This window comes from Enterobacter sp. PTB (assembly GCF_051130085.1).
Classification (GTDB): Bacteria; Pseudomonadota; Gammaproteobacteria; order Enterobacterales; family Enterobacteriaceae; genus Enterobacter; species Enterobacter ludwigii.
In genome coordinates this window covers 1-17,453 of the sequence record NZ_JBDKEE010000045.1, presented here as the reverse complement: position 1 = coordinate 17,453, position 17,453 = coordinate 1, and the positions used below count along the sequence as shown (strand labels likewise).

At 52.7% G+C, this 17,453-nt stretch carries 21 protein-coding genes and 2 pseudogenes; 12 read left to right on the top strand and 11 right to left on the bottom strand.

Annotated features, from left to right (window positions below):
- From AAIR21_RS26400 to AAIR21_RS26350, 11 genes are all read right to left on the bottom strand, one after another.
- Positions 1-199 (bottom strand): cation transporter (locus tag AAIR21_RS26400; RefSeq protein ID WP_434682637.1); only part of this gene is annotated, 199 nt, incomplete at its 3' end.
- Between the two features lie 181 nt (positions 200-380).
- Positions 381-596, bottom strand: coding sequence for a hypothetical protein (locus tag AAIR21_RS26395; protein ID WP_422701952.1), 216 nt, complete (start codon positions 594-596; stop codon positions 381-383).
- Between the two features lie 97 nt (positions 597-693).
- Positions 694-990, bottom strand: a complete 297-nt coding sequence (locus tag AAIR21_RS26390) for a PerC family transcriptional regulator (RefSeq protein ID WP_042866749.1) — start codon at positions 988-990, stop codon at positions 694-696.
- Between the two features lie 168 nt (positions 991-1,158).
- On the bottom strand, positions 1,159-1,791 hold the full coding sequence (locus tag AAIR21_RS26385) for a hypothetical protein (RefSeq protein ID WP_434682634.1): 633 nt from the start codon (positions 1,789-1,791) through the stop codon (positions 1,159-1,161).
- Positions 1,792-2,694: 903 nt separating this feature from the next.
- Positions 2,695-2,958, bottom strand: coding sequence for a hypothetical protein (locus tag AAIR21_RS26380; RefSeq protein ID WP_434682633.1), 264 nt, complete (start codon positions 2,956-2,958; stop codon positions 2,695-2,697).
- Between the two features lie 27 nt (positions 2,959-2,985).
- On the bottom strand, positions 2,986-3,288 hold the full coding sequence (locus AAIR21_RS26375; RefSeq protein ID WP_434682632.1) for a Dabb family protein: 303 nt from the start codon (positions 3,286-3,288) through the stop codon (positions 2,986-2,988).
- An 81-nt stretch (positions 3,289-3,369) separates the two neighbouring features.
- Positions 3,370-3,669 carry a competence protein ComJ gene (gene comJ, locus AAIR21_RS26370; RefSeq protein ID WP_434682631.1) on the bottom strand — a complete coding sequence of 100 codons (300 nt, stop codon included), beginning with the start codon at positions 3,667-3,669 and terminating at the stop codon, positions 3,370-3,372.
- 31 nt (positions 3,670-3,700) lie between these two features.
- Positions 3,701-3,844: a hypothetical protein gene (locus AAIR21_RS26365; protein WP_434682630.1), complete on the bottom strand. Its 144-nt coding sequence runs from the start codon at positions 3,842-3,844 to the stop codon at positions 3,701-3,703.
- Positions 3,845-4,064: 220 nt separating this feature from the next.
- Positions 4,065-4,574, bottom strand: coding sequence for an SMI1/KNR4 family protein (locus tag AAIR21_RS26360; protein WP_434682629.1), 510 nt, complete (start codon positions 4,572-4,574; stop codon positions 4,065-4,067).
- 13 nt (positions 4,575-4,587) lie between these two features.
- Positions 4,588-9,492: an RHS repeat-associated core domain-containing protein gene (locus tag AAIR21_RS26355; RefSeq protein ID WP_434682628.1), complete on the bottom strand. Its 4,905-nt coding sequence runs from the start codon at positions 9,490-9,492 to the stop codon at positions 4,588-4,590.
- Between the two features lie 15 nt (positions 9,493-9,507).
- Positions 9,508-9,660: a hypothetical protein gene (locus tag AAIR21_RS26350; protein WP_434682627.1), complete on the bottom strand. Its 153-nt coding sequence runs from the start codon at positions 9,658-9,660 to the stop codon at positions 9,508-9,510.
- A 59-nt stretch (positions 9,661-9,719) separates the two neighbouring features.
- Between AAIR21_RS26350 and AAIR21_RS26345 the strand changes: the two genes are divergently transcribed.
- The 12 genes and pseudogenes from AAIR21_RS26345 to AAIR21_RS26290 form a co-directional block, all read left to right on the top strand.
- Entirely contained in the window at positions 9,720-9,914 is a 195-nt protein-coding gene (locus AAIR21_RS26345; protein WP_434682626.1) for a hypothetical protein, read from the top strand.
- Positions 9,915-10,358: 444 nt separating this feature from the next.
- Positions 10,359-10,544, top strand: a pseudogene (locus tag AAIR21_RS26340) (phage tail sheath subtilisin-like domain-containing protein); the annotation flags it as partial.
- A gap of 9 nt (positions 10,545-10,553) precedes the next feature.
- The gene (locus tag AAIR21_RS26335; RefSeq protein ID WP_025203551.1) at positions 10,554-10,922 is read left to right on the top strand and encodes a phage tail tube protein; all 369 of its coding nucleotides are present in this window, start codon (positions 10,554-10,556) and stop codon (positions 10,920-10,922) included.
- 1 nt (position 10,923) lies between these two features.
- Positions 10,924-11,223, top strand: a complete 300-nt coding sequence (locus AAIR21_RS26330; protein WP_434682624.1) for a phage tail assembly protein — start codon at positions 10,924-10,926, stop codon at positions 11,221-11,223.
- A gap of 2 nt (positions 11,224-11,225) precedes the next feature.
- Positions 11,226-12,455 (top strand): hypothetical protein, encoded by a 1,230-nt coding sequence (locus tag AAIR21_RS26325; RefSeq protein WP_434682623.1) that lies wholly within the window; start codon positions 11,226-11,228, stop codon positions 12,453-12,455.
- Positions 12,456-12,524: 69 nt separating this feature from the next.
- On the top strand, positions 12,525-13,895 hold the full coding sequence (locus AAIR21_RS26320) for a DNA circularization protein (protein WP_434682621.1): 1,371 nt from the start codon (positions 12,525-12,527) through the stop codon (positions 13,893-13,895).
- Entirely contained in the window at positions 13,892-14,965 is a 1,074-nt protein-coding gene (locus AAIR21_RS26315) for a phage baseplate assembly protein (protein ID WP_434682620.1), read from the top strand. The genes AAIR21_RS26320 and AAIR21_RS26315 overlap by 4 nt, the downstream gene beginning before the upstream one ends.
- Positions 14,962-15,591 carry a phage baseplate assembly protein V gene (locus AAIR21_RS26310; RefSeq protein WP_131631874.1) on the top strand — a complete coding sequence of 210 codons (630 nt, stop codon included), beginning with the start codon at positions 14,962-14,964 and terminating at the stop codon, positions 15,589-15,591. The genes AAIR21_RS26315 and AAIR21_RS26310 overlap by 4 nt, the downstream gene beginning before the upstream one ends.
- Positions 15,588-15,743, top strand: a complete 156-nt coding sequence (locus AAIR21_RS26305; RefSeq protein WP_434682619.1) for a hypothetical protein — start codon at positions 15,588-15,590, stop codon at positions 15,741-15,743. Before AAIR21_RS26310 ends, AAIR21_RS26305 begins: the two co-directional genes overlap by 4 nt.
- Entirely contained in the window at positions 15,730-16,569 is an 840-nt protein-coding gene (locus AAIR21_RS26300; RefSeq protein ID WP_434682618.1) for a baseplate J/gp47 family protein, read from the top strand. Before AAIR21_RS26305 ends, AAIR21_RS26300 begins: the two co-directional genes overlap by 14 nt.
- Positions 16,566-17,129 (top strand): YmfQ family protein, encoded by a 564-nt coding sequence (locus AAIR21_RS26295; protein ID WP_434682617.1) that lies wholly within the window; start codon positions 16,566-16,568, stop codon positions 17,127-17,129. The genes AAIR21_RS26300 and AAIR21_RS26295 overlap by 4 nt, the downstream gene beginning before the upstream one ends.
- A 45-nt stretch (positions 17,130-17,174) precedes the next feature.
- Positions 17,175-17,453: pseudogene (locus AAIR21_RS26290) on the top strand (hypothetical protein); the annotation flags it as partial.

Sequence of the window (17,453 nt, the reverse complement as noted above, 5' to 3'; positions counted from 1 at the left end):
GCACAACAAAATCGGCGACTAAATCCGAGAGGGAATGTATACCGTCAGCAATCAGTCCCTGAGAACCGGAAAAGACGCCCACCGTTATCTGAAAAAATGACAGCAAGATATTCACCGCAACACTGACCAGCGTGCTTTTTTTCGCAACCCGTGAGCGCGTATTAAATTCATCAGCATTCATGGATTCGGAGTTATGCATGAAAATTCCTTTTTGAATACAAAGACTGTAACGCTGAAATATTCAGAATGTGTTATTGGTTATGCTTTGTTAAAAAAATTACCACCTATTATTGAATAATAATCATTCCGCCAGATGTATTTATTCAACAAATAGTTTAATGAAAGGACAGTTTTCCATTAACGAAAACCGCCCTGATGCATTATTTCACCAGCGAGTGAACCGCTTTTTCCTTCGCTTTACGCACCGCTTTCTTTTTCGCGTGTTTCTTCGATGCCTTCGCAGCATCCTGTTTCAGCGTACCAGCCTGTGCATGCTGAACGGGCTGATTCAAATGAGAGGGCGAAACAGCTGCGAATGTACCTGTAGCGAAGAGGGACAACGTAGCGCTCAGCAGAACAACAGTTAACTTTGACATGGCAACATCTCCAGTGTGTTGAGGGAATATCAGGCAAAAAATGTGACAGGGAGAGTCATAGAGTCAACCAGATCAACCCCATCCAGCTTACCTGGGATTATTTATCCCTGTGTTTCTGTGGTTTAATTCTGAATGCCGACCCGTCTGGCTGGCTGATACCCATTCTTTCCTGCGTACGGCTGGCCGCCCGGTTGATGGCATGAATACCCAGCTTTCCTTCCGGTGCCGGGCGTGAAACACTGACCAGACACTGGTTTCGTCTTCGCCGGGCCAGCTCCCGCTCCGTATCCGTTTTGCACAGCTGCATCACATCCAGCCAGCGGGCCGCAGCCCTGCGCCATAATCCTGCATGTTCCAGTTTCTCTGCCACCACATCGTGGATCGTATCTGGCATTTCCATATCCTTTTTTCTGTATTGACCTTCTGTCCTGCAACTTTATATGGCTGGGCGTCCTTTCATTACTGTGCTCTTTTTTTTCAGAGAGTAGCGAAAAGCAAAAATACTAAGTTGGTGTCACCACCACTTTCGTGTGCTTATCGCCGGGACGATACAAGTGCTGAATTATTCTCTGTTACCCAAGGGCTTTCGACGTAAAGTCCAGCGTGCTTTTTCCACTGCTCTTTTTGTTCTGTGCGGAAAGAGCATCTCCCGCTGTTCAGCCGCACTCAGATGCATATTTTTTTCAAGCAATGCCCATTCGTCATCGCTCCAGGGACGATAACCTTTAGCACAGTCCAGACTTTTTCGAAGCCCCAACCGCCTCGCAGTAACCCCGACCGAATTACGTGATCTGCCAGGCAACAACTCCGCCACGCTATTACCCATGTCAGGATAATGCTTTCTCAAAACGCGTAGCTCCTCCTCCCTCCAGTATCTACCGCTTGTCAGCCCCAGAATGGCAGCTCGGGTAAAAATTGACGCTCTAGTTTTACCTTTCAGAAGCATCCTGATATGAGCAATCCCTGCACCATTAACGTAATGTTTACGGAGAATGTCTTCTTCTTCATCAGTCCAGCGCGGAATGTTTCTCCGACACGCAAGCTTACCAGCCATAAGACGGATCGCCACCGGTGTTCGCCCCAGCACCTGCACGAGCTCGGAGAGTGACATGGTTTTATAGTGCTCCTCCAGATAAGTCAGATCCGTAATTGTCCACAGGCTCCGACCGTTTCTGAATGGTGTATTTTCATTCATGTAATTATCCTAAAAAAATAACATCCCTGAGCGGGGCGGAAAACAATAGCTGGTGAATTCAATTAATGCGTGAGTATCTTAATACACATTGAAAGGTAAAATGAAATGTGTATGCATCATGTCGTAAATGCCTCACATCGACAGTCACAGCAGGTGTCATATATAACATAATCGTTGTTCAGACATTCATAGAGAATCGACTACTCACTTAGGCTTATCACCAAAAAACCACTTTATTTTTTATCTTTGGTAATTTAAATCGAGTTAACACACTCTCAATCTGAGTAATAACCTTATGTCCTAATGGTGTAGATTTTTAATCCAAAGAAATCATACTCATTCCTTCTTGATTTAAAAAACCATTATCCTTTTCTCATTTCCACGACGTATAAGGTGACTATATATTGTCATTATCTTACATCCATTGTTTTTTGCATCGATAAGGACATGCTCAATATGTTTCGAGATTTTCTTATATGCAGATTTTCTTGGGTACTTGCCAAAACGCATATGTAATGTAGTACTGGGTGTTTTTTATAACACATCATTTCCATTTTTACATATCTGAAGAATATTAATTTAATAGATAACATTAAAAACACATAGACGACAATTACAAATAAAGAACACTCATAAAAATAAACCATCATCAATCCTTAATTGTAGAGGATGAATTTAAAAAAGATAAAAACGAGAGCATTTCAATTATATTTATATTTCCCGAGCAAGCGATAAAAAAGGAAAAAAATTCATACAAACAAGTCACTTCACAGGTTTTTATTTAACGTAACTTCCTGTGCAGCACGGATCCATTGGCCAGAAAAACCTCTTGACTACAGATCCTCAAGAAAGGATAAAATCTTCACCGTCCAGAGAGCAAAGTGATTTCCATGCAGTGTGTTATCACCGGGCATCATTTATCCTTTTTAGAAGGAGAATATCGTCGGACAGGTACGCACCTTGATCCTCTGTCAGACACCACCGCCCATTCGTTTCCTGAGCCCACCCGACCTGCCGTAACTGCTCCAGGATGAAGCGGGTAGTGTGCTCACTCAGGCCAGCCATGGTGGTGACCGCCTGCAACGTCATCACCGGCGCATCGCTGAACGCCCGGATAATGCGTCTGGCGTCATCCGTCATCGTCTGTGTCATTTCACTCAAATCCATCGGGTTACCAGTCTTCCAAAAAATAATTCAGGGCTCAGCCGTATAATCCAGCACAATGATGTCCCGCAGGATGGGCCTGAAAATGACCTTCAGCGCCTCATGGGCCGGATGCGGCAAATACCGCAGGCGGGCAGCTTCATCGGCAAACGTCATCAGCACGCAGTGTGTGAAGCCGCTATTCCTGCCTTCAGGGCTATTGTTGATGCCCCATTCCACACCGATAACGCCTTCAATCCGATCGGGGATCTGCAGAAATGCCGTTCTGACAACCAGTATTTGTTCCGCCAGTGCACAATCAGTAAACGTAATAAATAAAATATGACGAATCATTATTTCCCCGTTAACTCGTATTTAATAAATTATTTGTTCAGGTGAGGCATCTCTACTCTTCATCGACTTGCTTGCTAATATTTACAAATTACCACAATGAATTCTCTTTCCTTTGACTCCGCCCCATGGCTCATCCATGAGGTACATCGATGCGACAGGAACATCAGCAGGTACGAATGAAAATTTATAATAGACCTCACGCCCCTCACAAATTTCAAAGTAAATCGAATACATCCCTGAAGTAAGGTCTAGATTTACTCTTACAGCCTCCATAGCTGAAGCGACAACAAACTCATTATTATCATTCACTTCAAAAGGTACAACAACACAGCGTTGCGTATCATCAGAGATGATAAAATCATTAACCAACCTGATATTCACACTTGCTCCAAAAGCATCCTCTGGCAAAGGATCAAATAATCAGGATGAATAATCGCACCTGTTCAATATTTACAGTCCCCCATCGGCTGATAGCCTCATCAAAAGCCCTTGAGCGAAGCACAATTTGACCATGTGAAACAAGCAAATCAGCAACTTGACTTTCAAATATTTTCATTTACACCTCGACTTACCGATTCAGCATGGTTACATAAATCTGCAAACTATAACCTTGATAGGCCCATCCCATATAAGGGCAAACACATCCCGCGACAACCCACCATCCTACATTCGACCGTTAGCCTCTTGTGGATTTTCTCAGCACAACCCTCTCGCAGAGCCGATCAAATCAATCACGATATACTGTGACCAGTTCCAGGATAAAATTATAATGCAACTTACAAAAGTTCGATATTTACCCTGACATCCCCACCGACATTGGACAATATAGAGTTATAAAAGGCAGTGAATGTATTAAAAATTTTATAAACATTACCTTCCCCACTAAGTTCCTGGTGACAGAAACCATCATCAAAATGTATATGACTTCTATCCCAATAATAAATTGACTTATCGACCCCACTTCCATTAATTAAAAACAAATTTCCACCAGGATCTGCACCAATGACAAAAGGGTTATCAAAAGCAACAAATTCATCTCGTATTTCGTTTGCTTTTACCAGATTTAGAGTTTCATTTTTAGTATCGATACCATACATTTCCTGAAAATCCACTTCACCATTATCAACCATGGGAAAAGGAATAGTACAATAAGAACCCGAACCAATAAACATCCCATTGAACCGAGTCAAAAATTCAAAATAATCTTTAGGAAGAATAATTCCATAAGTGGATTCAACCTTCAGGATATTTGAATCACTAGTGCCAAATGATTTTATGATTGCCATCAAACCTCCAAAGTTAACTACATTTTTTATTTTTAATATTAGAAATGCCACCCTTATGTGTAAATTCAGAATGCACACTTTTGGGTACTTCTTGCATCGTAATTCCATTTTGATGATGATGCCATGTATTATTCAAATAATCAGCAGGTCTATTTGGAGCCAATGCATCAGCTTTACCAAAATCACCTAATGGGCTCCGACCATGATTTCCCATAAGGTTTGGAACATCAACCTGTTGCACTGCATGAGGGCCAAAGTCAGGATACCCATCAGGATAACGAACCGTCGTACCAGCAGCATTTTTATAAACCCATGTTCCGTCAGATTCATTCTCGACAGAGCCTCCTTTAGCTACCCATTTGATTGGATCAGGAGAGTTAGGCGGTTTTCCAGGAATCAGACCAAGTGGATCAATCCACTCCAGCGGATTATGCACATACCCCTGTGGCCTTATCCCACCAGCTAAACCTATCGGGTCTGACGACAGGTATTGCCCAAGATCCGGATCGTAATAACGATACCGATTGTAGTATAACCCGCTTTCGGCATCATAAAGCTGACCAGGATAACGCAGGTCGCAGCTGACTTCATCGTTAGCCGCATCCCCCGGGAACATGGGATGGGATATTGGCGTTTTCGTCTCCCTATATCCATCCCACAGCGCCTGTTCCCCGCGCCAGTGAACTTCACCGTCTTCGCTGCACAGCTCCCTTGCCGTGCCGGTCAAATCCGTCACGATGTAGTGCAGACGGGTCGTCTCTCCCTGCTTTTCCACCTGTGCCAGTGGCCGGAAACAGCCCGGTTCATACACCCACTGCACCACACGGGCTGCACTGCCATCAACCAGCCATTGCTGCTCACCCACCAGGTGATCACCATCCCAGCGGTAATCCACCTGCAGCAGGCTGCGCGCTGAGTCCACATTCCCCTCGCGGGTTTTACTCACCCGCCGACCAAACGCGTCATAGCGATAGCGCCACCTTTCACCGTCAGGACGCTGTACCCGAATCAGATGATCGTTCGCATCCCATGAAAAATGCGTTTCCTCCGGCCTGAAGCCATCGCGCTCACGCCTTTTGACAATCAGCCTGCCACATTCGTCATAACGACAGAGCGTGTCTCCCCGGCGTATCACGCGGCCTGCAACATCATACTGCGTATGCTCTTTATGCAGTGGTGGTGGAGTGGTCAGAGACTCCTGCTCTGCCACCTTAGACTGTATTTCAGCGAGGTTAAGTTCGCTGTCATAGCCAAACATCCGGACCTGACGCCGTTCACCCCGGACGCGTTTTTCTCCGCTTATCTGCCCGTTGCCATTCAGTCGGAATTCGTGGTAGCCCCAGTGGCTGTCACGGATTTCTGTCAGACGCGACAATGCATCGTACTGATAGCGACGTTCCAGCAGGTCATTCACCCGCCCGCTGTCTGGCGTCAGCGTCAGCGTCTGCCGCAACAGCAATCCGCTATCACTCCACTCGTGGTTGAGCGCAAATCCCTGGCTGTTGCTGCGTCGTTGTTCAAGACCCAAAGCGTTGTGGCTGAACATCAGTGGCTGGTGCTCTCCCACAGACAGTGACGCCAGACGGCCCTGATGCCAGCCCATCCCCAGCGGGTTTAACATTCCCTCCGCACGAATACGCTGTCCTGTCTCGTCATAGACAGAACGAATCTCCTGGCCGTTAATCCGTTCGCACACCACCCGACCAGACGGACTCCATTCATATTCCACCACCGCATCCGGCCCGGCAGCCTTCAACAGCCGCCCTGCCGCATCGTAACTGAAACACGTGATCCCTTCGATTTCACCACCAGGACGATAAGCTGTGGTTTCAACAAGGCGCTGATTTTCATCATACCGGTAACGAAGCGCACTGCCATCCGGCGCCAGACGCGCTGTAACCTGCCCACACAGATCGTGCTCGTACCGGTATACCCGACGGTCATAATGCTGCTCTTCGCTCAACCGACCACTGGAATCAAAACGATATAACCACTTTTTTCCCTGACTGTTGGTCACTCCGGCAAACTCCGACTCCGCGTTGTAATGCAGTCGTACCGTCGCCCCTTCCGGATCCGTGACCTCCCGCAGGTTATCAAATGCGCCGTAAACAAAGCGCTGAAGCCGCCCCGTTGAGTCACGAACAGCCGTCAGATTCCCTTCTGCATCCCGGGAGAGATGATGCTCATTACCATTTTCATCGCGCATCAGGCAGGGCGCTTCAGAGCGCCCTTTGTATTCCCAGCGGCGGTACAGCATTTTCCCATGTACGGGAACAATCCGGCGTTCGATAAGACGATACTGTTTATCGTAGAGAAATTGCTGCGTGGGGAGACCCGTTGATTCAATACGTTCTCTCAGCCCGAACGCGTTATGGTGCCAGTGCTGTTCACGACCGTCCGGAGAGTACAGGGAGGCCAGTTGTCCCCGCTCTGTCCAGCGTTGTTCCCAGCGCCGGTTCTCCGGATCCTGAACTGCCAACAGCAACCCCTGCGGATCATGCTCATACTGCCAGACCGCATCACAGGGATCGGTATATGTCTGTAATACGCCTTCGTCGTCGTAATCATAGCGCTGGCTGCTACCGTCTGGCCGGGTAACGGCAACGACCTGCCCCCACGAATTTCGCAGGTATTCTGTGCGGTTGCCCAGCGGGTCAGTTTGTGCCGCAAGCTCGCCGTCCAGCCATTCGAAACAGGTTTCCCCGCCATCAGCCTGACGACGACAGAGGATGTTATTTCTTTGGTCCCGTGTATAGCTCACGACCCCACCAAAGCCATTATGGTAGTGGCCGGTGAGGGTCTCATCATCCCAGACATACCGTCCACGCCAGTAGTCGCCGGAGGTTCTGTCGGTAAGCGCACGCCCCCTGCTGTCGTAAGTATGCTCCACCCACGTTTGCGACAGATCGTTCCAGCGCAACATCCAGCCTTCAGGTGAATAACGATAATCGAAACTCCGTCCTTCACCGGCACGTACTTCAAGCAGATGCCCCTGCGCATCATAGCGATACGTTGCCAGCGTTTTGACCGCGTTTTTATCCTTATCGCACAGTCTCAACGTGGTGAGTCGGTTATGATCAGTTTCAGCAAAAATAAGACGCCGATCCGGCAGCACGATCCAGCGTAACGTTCCCCGGTCGCGCAGCAGAATAATACGGTTACCCGCCCGATCTTCCATTGAGGTCAGACAGAGCTGTTTCCCCTGAGCATACTCAAACTCATAACGGTCGCCGTTGACGTTGCGTAGCCGGAGTTTCCCCTGTTCACGACTTAGACGCCACTCTGGCCCGGAAGCGGCCCGCTGGTGCTGCCCCTCATCCGGCGAAGCAAAGACATGCTGGTTGAACTCTCCATCCACCAGCGTAATCAGCCCGTTATCCAGGGTCAGATGCATATCCCACTGACAGCGCCAGAGCGAACCCAGCAGGCCAGAATGACGCTCGCCGGTGGAGCGATAGAAACGACGGAATTCCAGCGGAAAGAATCCTGGAACAGAGAAATCGGTACGCCAGTCCACAACCGCCCCGGTCGCCATATCAACCGGCTCACCTTCCGTCTGGCAATGTTTGCCAGAGGTCTGGCAGGTCTCATCCTTTTTCAGCGCGTCCTGCTGAAGCCGGGTTTTATCCGCGACTTCTCCCCGGTTGCGGCCTGCATTCACCGATACCGTTGCGGCTGAGATCCCTTCGGCATTTTTGCGGCCATAACTGCCTTTAGGACGTGCAGAATCAGACACACGGGTAACCACTTTCGCGATAAACGCATCAAACCTGGCCGTGATGTACGCCAATGAAGCATCAAATTTTTCAATAAGTCGTCCCAGCGCATCCACCAGCGCACGAAACTCCGTGTGAATCATCTGCACAATCCAGCTGTTACTGGCCGCGTCAGTCAGCGTTTTGGACAGCGCTGTATGTATTTCAGACAACAACGCCCTGGCCTGCGCGCCATAATGTTTAAGCTGCCCCTGCAGATAACCAAGCCCCTTCACGAGATTGCCGTCAGAGAGTCCCCTGATAGTGCGAATGGCGAACTGGATATCACCGGAATTGAGCAGGTGGGATTTTTCGAGGCCACGCAGGATAGCCCGCCCGGAGACTTTAATGGCATCCCCCAGGCCGGGGATGAACCCGATGGCGCAGAGTACACCATCAGCAATATGAAGCGGGTCATTCAGGGTATCGGGCTGTTTCCAGCTGTCCAATGCCCATTCACCGACGGCATAAAAATCAATGGCCTGCCCGACCACAGGTACAAAGCCCAGGGCAATCTGGCAGAACAACATAAGCGCGGTGTTATCATCCCCCACATGGTCAGCCACTTCTGCGGCCAGACGGTGGTGGATTTTATTGATGGCCTGTTTGAGCGCGAGGTTACCCTGATTAACCTGCCGGTCGAGCTGTCGAAAACGCACATACGCATCACGGTAATTTTCAGGAATAGTCGAAAATATCCCGCCCAGCCAGCCGGTATCTTTAACTGCGACCTGGTTATCGCTACTGTCTTCAGCATCATATTCCAGGAGTCCCTGCTGGCGCAGCAGCAGAAACAGCGTGAAGTACTCGCCCGCCAGACGGGCATATTCAGGAGTGTCCTGCAGCACGGGGTTACTGGTGGCCACTTCATCCGGCTCAAAGGTATCCGAGCCTTCATCCAGCAGTAATTCGAAGGTGCCACACCCCATGTCGTAAATAAAACAAAGGCCGTCAGCGTCTGTCTTACCATTAATCTGCGTGCCATTACTGTCGGTCAGCACAAAGGGCGCATCAGGAACTGGCTTACCGGAGTCATACTGGTAATGAATCAGCGCCTCGCAGCCACATTTAACACAGCCGCCGGAGATTTTATTCTCAGTGGAAAAGTTCTTTTCTGCAGCGTCGTTGCTGCTCACCAGCGTTGCCGATTTATTCTCGCTCATGCCATCGTCCTTGTTTTAAGCGTCATCCATCATCTCAACAGCTTTGCTGTACAACCGGTCCATACGGCTACCGGAGCGGGTATATTCGGGTTCGTTCATGATGGCCTTAGCCCAGGTCTCCCCCATAAAGTCAGGGTGAAGTTCGCTCGCCAGTGCCAGATAGCGCACGATGTCACGGTCATTACAAAATCCGTGCTTAAGGGCCTGCTGGTAGTGCAGTTCGGTAAGTGGATGCTGCAGGTGTGCTGTTTGTGGACACCGTTGCCCGCAATCGCGGACTGGCGGCCTCCGTGGTCCGTAACACTCAGGCCGCGTGCCTGCTGGCGGAAGAAGGGGTGAGACTCGGTTTTGCTGATGCCGTGCTCTCCCCGGATGACGCGTTTTATGAGCTGTTAACAACAACAGGAGTAAGTCATGTTTAAATTTGGGCACCTTCTCGGTGGTAAAGCCTCCCGCAGGCTGGAAGAGGATAACCAGGACGATCCGGAACTGGAGGACGACAAACAACCGCAGGGTAAGACGCGCGGCCGTCGCGTGGATGACAATCCGGATGACCCGGATAACGACCCTGACGCGGGGGATGATCCGGAAGACCCGGACAGTCCGGATAAACAGGGGCGTAAGGCGAAGAAAGCCAAAGCAAAATCCCGCCGCGCGGATGGTGATACTGACGTGGACGGTGAAGACGATGACGGCGACGATCATGTCGATGACCCGGACGACAAACAGGCGCGTATGGACGAGCGTAAAGCCGCGTTAAACATGATGTTTGAGATGACGGACCAGATTGATGTGCTGAACCGTCGTCAGGAGTGGATGGCCGCCAACGCCATGATGACCGGCACCATTACCGTTGTAGGGGAGGGGCTGGATATACCCAGCTGGAGTTTGACGGGTATGTGCAGGACAGTAACGCCTTTGCGGTCGGGCTTCAGGTCACAAAGAGCAGGGACAATCCAAACCGCGTGGACGTGCTGTGGGATGGCATCCTGGTGAACCAGCTGCGTATCGTGGCCCTGATTAACCAGTTCCGTCTGCAGCCTGCAGCCTGAGGATAAATCATGAGTGACAATTTACTGGCCGGGACGGCTTACGTCTCGGTGGACGGCACCACCATTATGGTGGGCGGCCAGTTCAAATACGCCACGGGGCGCGTCAAGCGTGAATCGCTCATCGGCATGGATGGCATTCACGGCTACAAAGAGACATTTGTGACGCCGTATATCTCCTGCCAGGTGCGTGATGCCGGTAACACGGTGCTGTCGGACTACAACGACATGACGAACGTCACCCTGGTGGTGGAGCTTGCCAACGGTAAGACGCTGACCGGTGCCGGGATGTGGACCACCGATGCACAGGAGGTGGACAGTGAAGAGGCGCTGTTTACCGTTAAGTGGGAAGGGATGACCGGCAGCGTGAAGGAGAGCTGATATGACAGATATTTATGAATTACCCGATAAGGAAACCATTACCCTCAGCCAGCCGGTTTCGGTTGGCAAGGGGCTCATGGAATACCATGAAATTATCCTCAAAGAGCCCACGCTCGATGAGGTCGATAATTTCTATCGTGAAAGGGAAAAGGAGAAAAGCGCTCTTACGGGGATGGGGCTGCTCATTTCGCTGGTATCCGGTGTGCCACGCCCGGCGGTGAGGAAGCTGTCATATCGGGACTATAAGCGCTGCGAGGTGTGGCTGACGCGTTTTTTGACATGGGAGCCAAGCTGGGGCTGACGGTGTCTGACGACACAGTGCAGAAACTCAGCGGGCTGAACGATGCGCTGAATGAAATAAGCGCTTCATGGGAGGGGCTGAAAAACAGAACCAAAAACGGGCTGGCGGATAAACTTATGTCAGATTTTACCGTTGGGGGGCACAGGATCCTGAAGTCTGGCGTGAAAGACGGACTGGAAGGGATCTCCGATCTCTTTCAGCACGGTGATTTGACCGGCCTTTCCCATGCACTCGGGTTTATCAGCACCGCTGACGCGGAAAAGCTGCGGCGAATCCAGGGGGATAAAAAGCTTTATAACAGTCTTTCCCGGCGAGAGCGGGGGGCGGTTGATGCCGGCTTTATGACGGATGCGGTGAGAAAACGCTACGATGAACGCTACCGGGCCACGGACGAGGCCAGCCAGCTTCAGCAGGATATGAACATCGTTACCCACCAGGGGAATAGTGGCGCTCCACCTGTCAATAATACCCTGTTTGATCAACCCAGGAATAATGCGCTGGGTCTGCGTAATCATAACCCGGTGAACCTGCGTTCCGCGTCGAATGAAACCGGCAAAGTCTTTGCGGGAAAAAGTGGTACGTTTTCCCGTTTCGGGTCGGATGAAGATGGTCTGGCCGCCGCCTCAAGGCAGTTATTTTTGTATGGCGACAGGGGGAAGCACAGCCTTCAGGATGTGATTAAAACGTTTGCGCCATCGAGTGAGAATAATGTTGACGCGTACATCCAGGATGTGGCCCGCGATTCAGGATTCAAACCCGGCGAGAATATCGACCTGCACTCACCGGATGCGCTGAAGCGACTGTTACCGGCGATGATAAAGCATGAGCAGGGGACGCAGCCTTTCAGCCAGAAGGATATTGATACCGGGATACATGACGCCATTTTCGACCCCCGGTGGAGCGGAAAAAGGGACCCGGATTATCTGATGGCGCAACGTAACCAGCCTTTCGGTTACGGAGCGGATGATGCCACTGCTGACCCCCGGCGACGCGAAGAGAGCGTACCGGATTACCTGCAGGCCCGGCGTAGCCAGGCACAGACAAATGAGCAAACCGGTATTATCACCCCCGATCAGACAGCTGAACTGACAAAAGCCCTGCGGGAGATTGTCGCTCAGGCTGGTAAGGACGGGAAAACCCAACTGGAAGTTACGCTGACAGGCACAAGCGGAGAGCAGAAGCGATTTCTGGTTCCGTTTGGCGCGCGCGTCACCACGTCCATGTCCTCATAATGACATGACGGTTCACCGTTATTCCTCTGCTGCCCGCATCCTGCGGGCTTTTTTGTATCCGGAGAAAAAATGACATTGATCCACGACGCGGCCGCAGCCGCATCCGATGCGCTGTCTGGTCCGTCCGGTGACAGCTGGAAATGGTCCGAACACCTGCATAAAGCCTCCTTTCGCGGGGTGCCGTTTGCGGTGGAAGGCGGGGACGGCAGTTACGGCCGCCGTCAGGCGGTTCATCAGTACCCATACCGTGACCAGGCCTGGGTGGAGGACATCGGCCGCAGTACGCGAAAATTCACGCTGCGGGGATTTCTGGTGCAGAGCAGTCGGTTATATACCGCACCGGATGTGATGACGCAGCGGGATTCCCTGATAGCCGCCTGTGAAACAGGCAGTGCCGGGACGCTGGTTCACCCGACGCTGGGGGAACTTACCGTCAGCGTACCGGACGGCGGGCTAAAAATCAGCGACACGCTGGCGGGCAATGTCTTCCCGTTCACGCTGACGGTGATTGAATCGGGTTTGCGGGTCTTTGCCATCACCAGCTCAGCGGATGCGGCCTCCACGGTACAGACGTCCTGGCTGTCCGTCGCCGCGGAGGCGGCAGGCAGTTTTATCGGTGAGATCCACGGGACGCTGAACTGGTTTAGTGGCACGATGAAAACCCTGCACAACACGGCTGATTTCTGGGCCCGCAGCGTCACCAGTACCCTGCATTCAGCCAGTAATCTCGGTAACTCCCTGCATAACACGTTCAGCCGTGATACCAGCGGGCGGTATTACCATGGTCCGTACAGCGGAACCTCCCCCTCAGGCGTCGTGCAGGCGACGCTGGCGGCCACCACGCAGAATACCAGGGCGGTTGAGGCGTCACTCGGTTCACTTTTGCAGGACACGACACCTGAAACGTACGCCAGTGACACCCTGAACGTGATTAATAATCTTCAGCAGGCCATCACCTCACCGGCGGACTGTGTGAATACCATGCAGACGCTTTCAGGCTTTACCGATCCGCAGTGGCATCCACCGGGCGGAGGGGCGGTGGTCTCGGGTATAGCGGTACGTTTTTTTACTGTTCTGAGTGCCGGTGCGATGGCTGACGCCGCCGCACATGTCCCGCTGCGAAGCTATGACGATGCGATCGCACTACTGGATGCTGTCAGCGACACGCTCGACAGCGCGATGCTCAGTGCCGGTGATAACGGTGAGGACCGGTTGTATGAAGCACTGATGGTACTGCGTTCGCAGACTGTTTCACTGCTCCGGGACAGGGGCGCAAGTCTTGCCCCCCTGGTGCAACAGCGGTTTGGTGCCTCCCTCCCGGCACTTTATCTTGCCAGCCGGCTTTATCAGGATGCCGGTCGCTCAGACTCCCTGACTGACATGGTGGATCCTGTTCACCCGGCATTTATGCCGCATACCTTTAAGGCACTTAGCGAATGAGCGATGAGTTAACGCTTGAAGTCAGCGGACGAGAAATTTCCGGCTGGGACCAGGTCCGGGTCACGCGCAGCACTGAACATTTACCCTCTGATTTTTCCCTTTCACTGATGGATTATTACCCTGGCTCCGGAGAAAAACAGCTGGTGACGCCAGGAGAGGCCTGCGTGGTGCGTCTGGGCAATGACCCGGTGGTGACCGGCTATATTGACCGGTGGAGTTCCGCGATTGGGCCGTCACGCCATGAAGTCCATGCGTCGGGTCGCGGAAAGTGCCAGGATCTGGTGGACTGCTCGGCCATATGGCCCAACAACGTGATTGAAAACGCCACGCCGCTGCAGATAGCACAGAAGCTTGCCGCGCCTTACGGGATCCGCGTCGGAACGGATGTGACCGATCTGCAGAACGTGCCGCAGTTCTCACTGAACTGGGGGGAGTCATCGCAGGAGGTGATTGACAGGATGATGCGCTGGGCGGCGCTGCTCTATTACGACCTGCCGGATGGCAGTCTGTTTCTGACGCGGGTCAGCACACGAAAAGCTGCCAGTGGCGTGGCCGTGGGTCAGAACATTCAGGCCGCATGGTATGACAGTTCCGGCGATGGCCGGTATTCCGACTATACCGGTATCTCAATGCCGACGACGGCCGTGACCGAAATTTCTCCGGGTGACGGTTATGCCTCCGTTACGCTTGCCACTGCAGCCGATCCGGAGATGGCCGCCATGCGTTACCGCAATCTGGTCACACTGATAGAAAGCACGCTCAATACCTACGGTGCCGCGCAGCAGTACATCAACTGGGAGATGAACCGGCGCTTTGGCCGTTCACGGGTACTGCACGTGACCGTGGACAACTGGCGGGATACCGACGGGAAACTGTGGGAGCCGAATACCCTTATTCCGGTCACGGCACCCCAGCTGAATCTTGACAATGATGCCTGGCTGCTGGGTGAGATCACTTTTCAGAAGGACGAGCGCGGGACGACAGCGGAGATGGTGCTGATGCCGCCGCAGGCCTTCATGGTGGAGCCATACCAGTTCTACAGCAACATTATGGAGCTTAATTACAAATGAGAGAGCCGATATATCTGACTCTCCTGAAAAAGCTTGGTGAGCTTGAGGGCAGGGTCAGGGTGCTGTACCGCAAATCCATGATGGCGTTCACCACCGGCAAAGTAACGGCCATGAACGATGCGGGCGGTGTACAGGCACTTCAGTACCAGCATCCGGTGGAAGTCAGGGGCAGCACGCCGCGCATGGCGGAGTTCGGTTTTTCGTCCGGACTGCCTGAAGGCACAGAGGTGCTGATTGCCTGTATTGGCGGTGACCGGTCTTCCGGCATTGTGATTGCCACCAACAATTCTGCCTACCGGCACAGCGGGCTGACTCCCGGTGAAACGGTGATTTATAACCAGTGGGGCCAGTTTGTGAAGCTTACCGAAAGCGGTATCGAGGTACAGGCGAACGGCCAGGCGGTGGATGTGAAGCAGGCCACTCAGGTGACGATTGAGGCGACTGCCGGCGTGATGATGAAAACCCCACTGCTGCAGTGCACCGGTGACATCCAGGACAACTGCGAGGGCAATACCACCACGCTGAAATCGCTCCGGGAAGCCTATATCAGACACGATCACGATCTGGAAGGCGTTCAGTCCGGCAGTTCCACCAAAACCACTGACCCCACGGGGGACAAACCATGAGCGACATTCGTACTCTCTGGCCCGCACCGGATGGCAGCGAGGCTGACTGGGCTGTGGTGCAGGGCGATCTGCAGCAGGGGGATGACCTGCAGACGGCCATTTACATCAGTCTGTTCACCGACAGGCTGGCACGTCGCGATGATCAGATATGAGTACAGGCTTGATACTGAGGTGCAGCTTGATTCCGGCGGTAAAGGGACCGGGTCGATAACGGCTGTCCTTCCGGATCCGGCGACCGACCCGACGGGCGGCGGGGATGCGGGAAATGCCCCAGCCGGGACCCTGCTGACGCTGGATGTGGCGATCGCCGGTGTGGAGTCCGGTGTCAGCGCTGTGGTGGCCATCGCCGGAGGTGCCGACATCGAGGATGAGGACGCCTTCCGGGCGCGAATGTTGCTGGCCTGGCAGGATACAGCGCAGGGCGGTAACGATACGGATTATGAACGCTGGGCGCTTGAGGTGCCGGGGATCACCCGAGCCTGGGTTGTCCGGCGCTTAACGGGCGCGGGTACGGTCGGGATTTACATTATGTGTGACGGGGTGAGCGGTCATCCTGATGGTTTTCCTGTCGGTCATAACGGCGTATCCCGTTTTGAACCGGTGAACGCGAATGTCGCGACCGGAGACCAGGGGCGCGTGGCAGATGCGTTGTATCCGCTGCATAACGTCACGGCGGAGGTCTGGGTCTGCGCGCCAGTCCCCCTGCCGGTGGCGTTTGAGATAAACGGTATCAGTACGGCGACTGCGGAAACCCGAGCGGCGATTAAGGCGGCCATCGATCAGGTGTTTTTTAATGAGGGGCGTCCGGGTGTTAAACCCGCTGTTGACACCCCGCCGGTGGTCATTGACCTCTCATCAATAGAGCTCGCTATCGCCGGAGTGCCGGGAACCAAAGGATTTCTGCTGACCGCGCCGGTGAACAACATCACGCCGGGTGTCGGAGAGCTCGCCATTACCGGGGAGGTCACATACTCATGAATCCAGGCCGATTTTGTACGGATGACTACACCTGCGCCCTGCTGGCACTGATGCCTCCAGGGCAGGCCTGGTCCCGGAGCCGCGATTCTGTGCAGGTGGCGGTATTGCGTGCCCTTGCCGAAGGCTACCGACAGAGCGATGCGGACGCGCTGGCGCTGCTGGCCGGTGCCTTCCCCGGCACGGCAGATGCCTTTCTGCCTGAGTGGGAGCTGACGCTGGGACTGCCTGATCCGTGTGTCCGTGGTAATGATGAAAACACTGACGCCCGCAGGCGTGCCGTGGTGGCGAAGCTGACCTCCACTGGCGCATTATCCCGGACCTACTATGAAGACGTTGCCCGTAAACTCGGGTTCACCGTCAGGATCACAGAATACCGGCCCTTCCGGGCGGGGATGTCGGGGGCAGGTCAGCCCCTGGATCACGGGGACTGGCCGTTTACCTGGAATGTGGCGGTTATTTCCCCGCCGGTGACGGTGGATAATTATGACGCTTACCAGCAGATGGTCTGCACCCTGACACGCGACTCCCCGTCTGAAACCCTGCTGATTTTTTCTCACTGATCTGATAAACACGACTAATCGTCTTCACTGGCGAGGATTTAACACATGCAAAAAATAGGAAGCAGTACAAATACAGCAGACGCTAACGGTGAATTTACGGACGGCGACCCGCAAAAACAAATTCCCTGTACCTGGGTGATGTCCGCATGGCTGAACACCCTGCAGCGTGAACTGGTACACCTGTGTGAAGAAGCGGGCATTACGATTGACCCGAATGATGATACTCAGGTTTATCAGGCGATTCAGGGATTACTAAAAGTTAAGTTCGACGGGCTGGGCACTGCAGCTTTCAAAGATATCGTCACCTCCATGACCGATACGACA

Excerpts from the sequence above, each read along its gene's own strand:
- AAIR21_RS26395 (WP_422701952.1), bottom strand. The coding sequence starts at position 596 with ATGTCAAAGTTAACTGTTGTTCTGCTGAGCGCTACGTTGTCCCTCTTC.
- AAIR21_RS26310 (WP_131631874.1), top strand. The coding sequence starts at position 14,962 with ATGAGAGAGCCGATATATCTGACTCTCCTGAAAAAGCTTGGTGAGCTT.
- AAIR21_RS26315 (WP_434682620.1), top strand. The coding sequence starts at position 13,892 with ATGAGCGATGAGTTAACGCTTGAAGTCAGCGGACGAGAAATTTCCGGC.
- AAIR21_RS26385 (WP_434682634.1), bottom strand. The coding sequence starts at position 1,791 with ATGAATGAAAATACACCATTCAGAAACGGTCGGAGCCTGTGGACAATT.
- AAIR21_RS26360 (WP_434682629.1), bottom strand. The coding sequence starts at position 4,574 with ATGGCAATCATAAAATCATTTGGCACTAGTGATTCAAATATCCTGAAG.
- AAIR21_RS26320 (WP_434682621.1), top strand. The coding sequence starts at position 12,525 with ATGACATTGATCCACGACGCGGCCGCAGCCGCATCCGATGCGCTGTCT.
- AAIR21_RS26295 (WP_434682617.1), top strand. The coding sequence starts at position 16,566 with ATGAATCCAGGCCGATTTTGTACGGATGACTACACCTGCGCCCTGCTG.
- AAIR21_RS26335 (WP_025203551.1), top strand. The coding sequence starts at position 10,554 with ATGAGTGACAATTTACTGGCCGGGACGGCTTACGTCTCGGTGGACGGC.
- AAIR21_RS26365 (WP_434682630.1), bottom strand. The coding sequence starts at position 3,844 with ATGAAAATATTTGAAAGTCAAGTTGCTGATTTGCTTGTTTCACATGGT.
- AAIR21_RS26380 (WP_434682633.1), bottom strand. The coding sequence starts at position 2,958 with ATGGATTTGAGTGAAATGACACAGACGATGACGGATGACGCCAGACGC.
- AAIR21_RS26375 (WP_434682632.1), bottom strand. The coding sequence starts at position 3,288 with ATGATTCGTCATATTTTATTTATTACGTTTACTGATTGTGCACTGGCG.
- AAIR21_RS26390 (WP_042866749.1), bottom strand. The coding sequence starts at position 990 with ATGCCAGATACGATCCACGATGTGGTGGCAGAGAAACTGGAACATGCA.
- AAIR21_RS26330 (WP_434682624.1), top strand. The coding sequence starts at position 10,924 with ATGACAGATATTTATGAATTACCCGATAAGGAAACCATTACCCTCAGC.
- AAIR21_RS26305 (WP_434682619.1), top strand. The coding sequence starts at position 15,588 with ATGAGCGACATTCGTACTCTCTGGCCCGCACCGGATGGCAGCGAGGCT.
- AAIR21_RS26355 (WP_434682628.1), bottom strand. The coding sequence starts at position 9,492 with ATGAGCGAGAATAAATCGGCAACGCTGGTGAGCAGCAACGACGCTGCA.
- AAIR21_RS26300 (WP_434682618.1), top strand. The coding sequence starts at position 15,730 with ATGATCAGATATGAGTACAGGCTTGATACTGAGGTGCAGCTTGATTCC.